Raw genomic sequence first — 7,927 nt, forward strand, 5'->3', positions numbered from 1 at the left:
CGGCCCGGACCGCACCTGGTCCGCCCAGGGCGGCGCCTGGCGCGAGGTGGAGATCGTGCCCAGGCCCGTGGTCATCGGCGGGCTCGTCAGCCAGTTGGTGATCCTGGTGCTGCTGTTCGCCGGCGTGGAGGCGGCCATGCTCCTCCCGCACCCGGGCTACTACGGAGTGGACCAGACCGTGCTGGCGCTCCTGCCCGTCCCGGTCTTCGCCTACCTGGCCGCCCGCTGGGCCGCGGCGAACCGGCGGTTGCGGGCCCGCCCCACCGAGCTCTCCTTCGACGGCGTGGTGCTGCGGCGCTGGATCGTCACCCACGAGGACAAGCAGGGCCGCAAGAGCCGCACGCACTACTGCGCGTTCGACGACGGCAGTTCGGCCAAGGCCTGGACGTTCGCGGTGGGCGAGCCGACGTACGAGCGGCTGGCCGTGGGCGACCAAGTCCATGTGGAGGCGAACCCCCGGCTCCGTCGCCTCACCGCCCCGGTCCGCTCGCTGTAGAACCCGGAACGGCCCGGCAGTCGCCGAGTTCGGCAAGCCTCCGGGCGCTCCGCGGGCGGGTGATCACCCCTCGGCGGCGATCAGGGCCAGCAGGCCGGGGAAGCGCTCCTCGATGTCGGAGCGGCGCAGGGTGGCCATGCGGCTGTTGCCCCGGTCGACCTGGCGGATCAGGCCGGCCTCGCGCAGCGTGCGGAAGTGGTGGGTGACGGTCGCCTTGCTGACGGGCAGCGCGAAGGAGCTGCACGTCCGCGCGTCGCCGGCAGGCCCGGCCGCCAGTTCGCGCACGACGCGCCGCCGCAGGGGGTCGGCCAGGGCAGCCAGGACCCGGCCGAGCTCGATCTCCGCCGTCGCAGGGTGCCCCTCGTCGTCGGGCATCGCCACCACCTCCAAGGTATGACTTGCATCGTACCTGTTCGGCCGCTAGCGTCCCAGAGGTACGGGAAACGTCGTACCTCTGTCCCCCTGGAGAAATACCGTGGCCCAGCCCTTCACGCTCGTCGGCACCGCCCGCCCCAAGCCCGAACGCGCCGAGGAACTGCGGCAGTTGCTGCTGTCGTTCGTCGAACCGACCCGACAGGAGCCCGGCTGCCTGGAGTACCACTTCCACGAGGACCGCGACACGCCGGGCGTCTTCGTCTTCTACGAGGCCTGGCGCAGCGAGGAGGACCTGAACGCCCACCTGGCCCTGCCCCAGCTGCGGGACTTCCGGGAACGGCGGATGGACTACCTGACGGAGGACCTGGAGATCCGCTTCCTCACGATGCACAGCCCGTACGAGCAGCGGGCCGCGCGCGGCTGAGCCGGGGCGGGGCCGCCGTGGCGCCGGCCCCGGCGGGGGTCAGCGGGGTGGTTCGTGGCGGACGAAACCGGGGCGGGGGTCGCCCACCTCGATGTCGTTCTCGTCGAGGCCGTTGACGATCCGCAGGCGGCGGCCTCCGTCGAAGACGAACTCCACCCCGACCATTCCGGCGGCCAGGTCGCGCTTGTTCGGCGCCGGCCGCCATTCCACGAGCACGGCCTCCCGCAACTTCCGGCCGACGAACGGTTCGAGGCGCTCGTCGTGGCGGGACCACTGCGGCGTGAGCTCGAACCACTCCCACCCGGCGATGGCCGCCGCGGTGTCGATCGTGTCCCAGCCGATCGAGAGTTCGTGGAGCTTCGAGTGGCAGACCTCCGCCTGGACCCCGTCGAAGTCCAGCACCACCGGGCAGTCGGCGAACCAGCTCCCGTCCTCGACGAAACGCACCACGGCGAACGCGGTCAGCCGCCGCCCGGCGAGCGCCGCGAGGCGTGCCGCGTGCGCCCGCCGGACCGCGTCGATCCCGACCAGAAACGTCGGGCTGAAACCGGAGATCCCCATGAACACGGGCGCCAGTCTGGCTGCTCGCCACCCGAACGGGCAACACCAATAGCGGCGCGCCCGGCTGGGCCGACGGTCTCAGCGGGCCTCTGCCGACGGTGGCTTGACGGCTGTGAACCGCAGTGCGCGGTCCGCCACCGGGCCCTCGATCAGGCGCTCGACGTCCTTCTCGTACGCCATCTCGACCGTCCACGGCCCGCGCGTGCCCGCCCTCGGGAAGGCCGCTATCCCGCGCTGCACGTAGCCGGAGCTCAGGTCCAGGAACGGCACGCGCTCCACCAGCGGGTCGTCCAGGACCGGTTCGACGATGCCGTGCCCGTGGGCGTCCATGTGGTCGAGCAGGCGGCAGAAGTGCCGGCAGACGAGGTCGACCTTGAGCGTCCAGGAGAGGTTCGTGTAGCCGAAGGCGAACGCGAGGTTGGGCACGCCGGAGAGCATCATCGCCTTGTAGACCGTCGTGTCCGCCGGGTCGACCGGCCGGCCGTCGACGCTCAGCCGCACCTTGCCGAACGGCGTCAGCGCGAGCCCGGTCGCCGTCACGACGAGGTCGGCGGGGAGTTCCCGGCCGGAGGCGAGCAGGACGCCCGCCTCGGTGAACCGCTCGATCCGGTCGGTGACCACCGAGGCCCGCCGTGCCGAGATCGCCTTGAACAGGTCGCCGTCGGGCACGATGCACAGCCGCTGCTCCCACGGGTCGTAGCGCGGCGCGAAGTGCGTGTCGACGTCGAAGTCCGCGGGCAGTCGGCGGCGGACGTCGGCGATCAGCACGCGGCGCATCAGCTTCGGCGCGCGCATGCAGGCCCGGTAGAGGCCGCGGCCGAGCAGGATGTTCTTGCGGCGCACGATCCGGTGGGTGAGCCGGGGGCCGAGCAGCCGCATCAGCACGGCGGCGATGCCGTCCTCGGCCCGCGCCGAGAGCACGTAGCCTGGCGAGCGCTGGAGCATCGTGACGTGCCCGGCGCGGACGGCCAGCGCCGGGACGAGCGTGACGGCGGTGGCGCCGCTGCCGATCACGACGACGCGCTTGCCCTCGTGGTCGAGGTCCTGCGGCCAGTGCTGCGGGTGGACCACCCGGCCCCCGAAGTCGTCGAGGCCGGCGAACTCCGGTGTGTAGCCGGCCTCGTGGTCGAAGTAGCCGGTACCGAGGAAGAGGAAGCGCGCCGTGAACGTCGCCGGCTCCGCGCTCCCGGCCGCCTCGGCGGTGACGGTCCAGCGCCCCGTCTCCGACGAGAACTCCGCGCCGACCACCCGGTGCCCGAACCGGATCCGCCCGGCGATCCCGAACCGCTCGACCGTCTCCCGCAGGTAGTCGAGGATGCTGTCCCCGTCCGCGAGGAACTTCTTGCTCGTCCACGGCCGGAAGCCGAACCCGAAGGTCGGCATGTCCGAGTCGGACCGGACCCCGGGGTAGCGGAACCGGCGCCATGTGCCGCCGATCGAGTCGTGCGCCTCCAGGACGGCGTACGTCGTGCCGGGGCGGCGGGCCTTGAGGTGGCAGGCGGCGCCGATGCCCGAGATGCCGGCACCGATGATCAGCACGTCGACGTCCGTGCCGGGCGCCTCGCTGGTGGTCCTGGTCGTCACTCGTGCCTCCTGGCCGTCGCGGTGCTCGGGACATGTCAGTACCGAGCATCGCGCGACGGCGCCGAAACGTTCCACCCCGCAACCGCGGTCGGCTGCCGGCGTCCGGGTTTCACTGTGGCCGGAGGTCCAGGACGAGCTCCCGGGGCAGGCCGTGGGTGTCGTGGAGGTAGTGCAGGTCGTCCTCGGTCAGCGGGCCGCGGAAGCGGGGGCGGGAGAGCACCTGCCGGCCGCGGTCCAGGAGGCGGCCGAAGCGTTGCTCCTCGTCGAGGAGGACCCGGCGGACCTGCTCCGGGTCAACGTCCTGGCGGAAGCGATCCAGCGTGTGGCGGATCAACTCGTCCGGCAGGTCGCCGAGTCCGCGCCGCGGATCGTCCCGGCGCAGCACGGTGAGCACCCGGCGCACCAGGCGGCGCAGGACGTAGCCGCGGCCGGTGTTGGACGGGCGGACGCCGTCGCCGATCACGACGATGCCCGACCGCAGGTGGTCGCAGACCAGGCGCAGGGACGGTTCGTCGAGCTGCCAGAGGGTCGGGAGGAGGCGCCGCCAGGGCTCGAAGACGTCGCAGTCGAAGACCGACGTGCCGCCCTGCAGCAGAGAGGAGAGCCGTTCCAGGCCGAGCCCGGTGTCGACGTTGCGCTGCGGGAGCGGGACGAGCGAGCCGTCGTCCAGGCGCCGGTGGCGCATCATCACGTGGTTCCAGATCTCCACCCAGCGGTCGTCCTGCGTGGGCGTCGAGCGCGGCGGGCCGTCGCCGGTCCACAGGAAGATCTCGGAGTCGGGGCCGCAGGGCCCGGTCGGCCCGTTGGACCACCAGTTGTCCTCGACGGTGAGCTCGACGGGGATGCCGCGCTCCTGCCACAGCTCCAGCGAGCCGGTGTCCGGGCCGACGTGCTCGTCGCCGCCGAAGACGGTGACGTGGAGCAGGCGGGGGTCGATGCCGAAGCCGTCGGTGAGCAGCCGGTGGCCCCAGTCGAGGCTCTGCGGGCCCTCGTAGTCGCCGAGCGACCAGCTGCCGAGCATCTCGAAGACCGTCAGGTGGGTGCGGTCGCCGACCTCGTCGAGGTCGGTGGTGCGCAGGCAGCGCTGCACGTTGACCAGCCGCCTGCCGAGCGGGTGCGGGCGGCCTTCCAGGTGGGGCGTGAGGGGGTGCATGCCGGAGGTGGTGAACAGCACCGGGTCCCCGGGCGGGGGCAGCAGGGTCGAGCCGGTGATCCGGCGGTGGCCGCGGTCCTCGAAGTACTCGATGAAGGTGCGGACGAGCTGGTCGGTGTTCACGGGGTGGCTCCTTCGCGTGTGGGCCGGGAGAGGCACCGGACAACGAGCCACGCGATCATCGGAACCGAGGAGGGAAACGCCTCGAAGCCACCACCGGCGGACCGTTTCCGGTCGCCGGGGGGAGGGATACGTCAGGCGGCGGCAACCGGCGAGCTGGTCGCTCGCGCGGCTGCGGTGGTGCTTCGATCCATGACGTCCATGCCCCGAGGTTAACGCCCCGCACGCACCATGTGCCACGCATTTTGCGGGGCACGAAAACACGGGGCACGAAAACCACCGGCTCCCGGGGACGCCTGGGTCCCCGGGAGCCGGTGGTGCGCGGTGGTGGGCCTCACATGTTGATCATGTGGCCGGCCAGGCCGTGGATGGCCTCCTTGACGGCCTCGCCGAGGGTCGGGTGGGCGTGGACGTTGCGGGCGACCTCGTGGACGGTGAGGTCCCACTGCTGGGCGAGCGTCAGCTCGGGCAGCAGCTCGGTGACCTCGGGGCCGATCAGGTGGGCGCCGAGCAGCTCGCCGTGGGTGTTGTCGCAGATGACCTTGACGAAGCCGATCGGGTGGCCGAGGCCGTGCGCCTTGCCGTTGGCGGTGAACGGGAACTTGGCGACCTTGACGTCGTAGCCGAGGTCGCGGGCCTGGGCCTCGGTGTAGCCGAAGGAGGCGATCTGCGGCTGGCAGTAGGTGGCGCGCGGGATCATGGCGAAGTCGACCTCCATGGTCTCCGCCCCGCCGATGGTCTCGGCGGCGATCACGGCCATCGTCTCGGCGGCGTGGGCCAGCATCAGCTTGGCGGTCACGTCGCCGATCGCGAAGATGTGCCCGGCGCTGGTGCGGCCGCGGCCGTCGACGGCGATGGCGCCGCGGTCGGTGAGCTTGACGCCGGCGTTCTCCAGGCCGTAGCCGTTGACGCGCGGGGCGAAGCCGATCGCCTGGAGCACCTTGTCGGCCTCCAGCACCTGCTGCTGCCCGTCCTTGGTGACGGTGACGCGCACCTTGGCGTTCGGGTCGCTGTCGTCGATCGACTCGACCCGGGTCGAGGTCAGCACCTCGATGCCCAGCTTGCGGTACTGCTTGGCGAGTTCGGCGGAGACCTCGGCGTCCTCCAGCGGCACCATGCGGTCGAGGAACTCGACGATGGTGACCTTCACGCCGTAGTTGTGCAGCACGTAGGCGAACTCGACGCCGATCGCGCCGGCGCCCGCGATGACGATGCTCTCCGGCAGCTGCTCGGTGAGGATCTGCTCCTCGTAGGTGACCACGCGCTCGCTCAGGCTGGTGCCGGGCAGGAGGCGGGTGGTGGCCCCGGCGGCGATGATGCAGTGGTCGAACGTGACGACGTCGAAGCCGCCGCCGCTGAGGGCGACCTGGATGGTGCGGTCGTCGACGAACGTGCCCCAGCCGTCGTACTCGGTGATGCCGTTCTTCTTCATCAGGTAGTGGACGCCCTTGACGCGGCCGTCGGCGACGGCGCGGCTGCGGCGGAAGGCCTCGCCGAAGTCGAAGGTGACCTGGCCGTCGACCTTGATGCCGAAGGTCTTGGCCTCCTTGGTGAAGATGTGCGCGAGCTCGGCGTTGCGCAGCAGGGCCTTGGAGGGGATGCAGCCGACGTTGAGGCAGACGCCGCCCCAGTACTTGGCCTCGATGATCGCGGTCTTCAGGCCCAGCTGGGCGGAGCGGACGGCGGCGGTGTAGCCGCCGGGGCCCGCGCCGAGGACGACGACGTCGTAGTGCGTGCTCATCTTGCTGACTCCTCCGAGGGTGTCACGGTGTCGTGATCTCGGTCCCATGGTGGCAGGACCGGGCCCGGCGCACCCACCGGGTCTCGGCGGGCACGCTCCGCGCGGCACCGTACCCGTCCGGGGCCGAATTTGTCAGTGGCGTCCGCTACGGTGATCGACGCCGCAGGTCACCGGGGGTGGGATGGAGGGCGGACGCGCGTGACCGGCCGTCGGACGGTCATGCGGCGAGCGTCGGGTAGTCGAGGTAGCCCTCGGCTCCGCCCGTGTACATCAGGCCGTCGCGCAGCGGGTTGAGCGGTGCGCCGGTGCGCAGGCGCTCGACCAGGTCGGGGTTGGCGAGGAAGCCGCGGCCGAAGGAGATCAGGTCGGCGCCGGCCGCGAGCAGGCGTTCGGCCGCGGCCCGGCCGCCGTCCGCGGGCAGGGGCTGTCCCCAGCCGAGCACCGGGTTGGCGATCAGGATGCCGGGCCAGGTCTTGCGGAGCTCCTGGAAGACGGCGTCCTCGGGGTCGGCGAAGACGACGTGCAGGTAGGCGAGGCCGTCGCCGGCGAGTTCGCCGATCAGGGCGCGGTAGATGTCCGCGGTGTCGCCCTCGGCCATGCCCTGGCCGGTGAAGCCCGGCGACACCCGCAGGCCGACCCGCTCCGGGCCGATCTCGGCGGCGACGGCCCGGACCACCTCGACGACGAAGCGGATCCGGTTCGCCACCGGGCCGCCGTACGCGTCGGTGCGGCGGTTGGTGTTCCCGGCGAGGAACTGGTGCAGGAGGTAGCCGTTGGCGCCGTGGACCTCGACGCCGGCGAACCCGGCCTCGACGGCGTTGCGCGCGGCGGCGGCGAAGTCGGCGACCGTCCGGCCGATCTCGTCGACGGTCAGCTCGCGCGGGACGACGGACTCGCGCTCGCCGCCCGGGGTGTGGATCGGCTCGGGCAGGGCGACGGGCGAGGGGGCGACGGGGTGCAGGCCGCTGTTCTCGGGGTGGCCGATCCGGCCGCCGTGCTGGAGCTGGAGGAACATCCGTCCGCCCTGCGCCGCCACGGCGTCGGTCACCGTGCGCCAGCCGGTGATGTGCTCGTCGGCGTGGATCGCCGGGATGTTCGCGTAGGTCCGGCCGATCCGGTTCGGGGTGGTGGCCTCGGCGATGATCAGGCCGGCGGTGGCGCGCTGGGCGTAGTAGGTGGCCGTGATCGCCTGCGGGACGCCGTCGGCGCCGGCCCGGGTGCGGGTCATCGGGGCCATCACGAGGCGGTTGGGGAGGTGCAGCGTGCCGAGGTCGGCGGGCTGGAAGAGGCTGGGGGTCTGCGTGTTCTGTTGGGCCTGCCTGTTCTGCGGGGTCGCCGTGTTCTGCACGTTCGAGTTCTGCGGGGTCGCCGTGTCCTGTGCGTTCGAGTTCTGTACGTTCGTGTTCGTCGTCATGCCGAAACCGTAGAAGCTGACACCGGTGTCAGTTTCAAGGGCCGGCGCCCGGCACCGGG

Annotated in this window: 8 protein-coding genes; 2 read left to right on the forward strand and 6 right to left on the reverse strand. The window is 71.9% G+C overall.

Translation table 11 applies throughout. The features are described from left to right. Positions 1 to 496: hypothetical protein (locus AB0O00_RS24240; protein ID WP_363655043.1), on the forward strand; the 496-nt coding region annotated here is incomplete at its 5' end. 63 nt (positions 497 to 559) lie between these two features. Here the strand turns inward: AB0O00_RS24240 and AB0O00_RS24245 are convergent. Beyond that, the gene (locus AB0O00_RS24245) at positions 560 to 871 is read right to left on the reverse strand and encodes a helix-turn-helix domain-containing protein (RefSeq protein ID WP_363655045.1); all 312 of its coding nucleotides are present in this window, start codon (positions 869 to 871) and stop codon (positions 560 to 562) included. Between the two features lie 100 nt (positions 872 to 971). Between AB0O00_RS24245 and AB0O00_RS24250 the strand changes: the two genes are divergently transcribed. Beyond that, a complete protein-coding gene (locus tag AB0O00_RS24250; RefSeq protein ID WP_363655047.1) occupies positions 972 to 1,295 on the forward strand; it encodes a putative quinol monooxygenase in 324 nt (107 codons plus the stop codon). Between the two features lie 39 nt (positions 1,296 to 1,334). Here AB0O00_RS24250 and AB0O00_RS24255 read toward each other — a convergent pair whose 3' ends face one another. The 5 genes from AB0O00_RS24255 to AB0O00_RS24275 form a co-directional block, all read right to left on the reverse strand. After that, positions 1,335 to 1,856, reverse strand: coding sequence for a hypothetical protein (locus AB0O00_RS24255; protein ID WP_363655049.1), 522 nt, complete (start codon positions 1,854 to 1,856; stop codon positions 1,335 to 1,337). A gap of 78 nt (positions 1,857 to 1,934) precedes the next feature. Next, positions 1,935 to 3,440, reverse strand: coding sequence for an NAD(P)/FAD-dependent oxidoreductase (locus tag AB0O00_RS24260; protein WP_363655051.1), 1,506 nt, complete (start codon positions 3,438 to 3,440; stop codon positions 1,935 to 1,937). 109 nt (positions 3,441 to 3,549) lie between these two features. Beyond that, positions 3,550 to 4,716 carry an alanine--tRNA ligase-related protein gene (locus tag AB0O00_RS24265; RefSeq protein WP_363655053.1) on the reverse strand — a complete coding sequence of 389 codons (1,167 nt, stop codon included), beginning with the start codon at positions 4,714 to 4,716 and terminating at the stop codon, positions 3,550 to 3,552. Between the two features lie 331 nt (positions 4,717 to 5,047). After that, positions 5,048 to 6,454, reverse strand: a complete 1,407-nt coding sequence (gene lpdA, locus AB0O00_RS24270) for a dihydrolipoyl dehydrogenase (protein ID WP_363655055.1) — start codon at positions 6,452 to 6,454, stop codon at positions 5,048 to 5,050. A gap of 217 nt (positions 6,455 to 6,671) precedes the next feature. Then, positions 6,672 to 7,868 carry an alkene reductase gene (locus AB0O00_RS24275; RefSeq protein ID WP_363655057.1) on the reverse strand — a complete coding sequence of 399 codons (1,197 nt, stop codon included), beginning with the start codon at positions 7,866 to 7,868 and terminating at the stop codon, positions 6,672 to 6,674. Positions 7,869 to 7,927 lie beyond the last annotated feature (59 nt).

Source organism: Kitasatospora sp. NPDC093558, from assembly GCF_040683475.1.
Taxonomy (GTDB): Bacteria; Actinomycetota; Actinomycetes; order Streptomycetales; family Streptomycetaceae; genus Kitasatospora.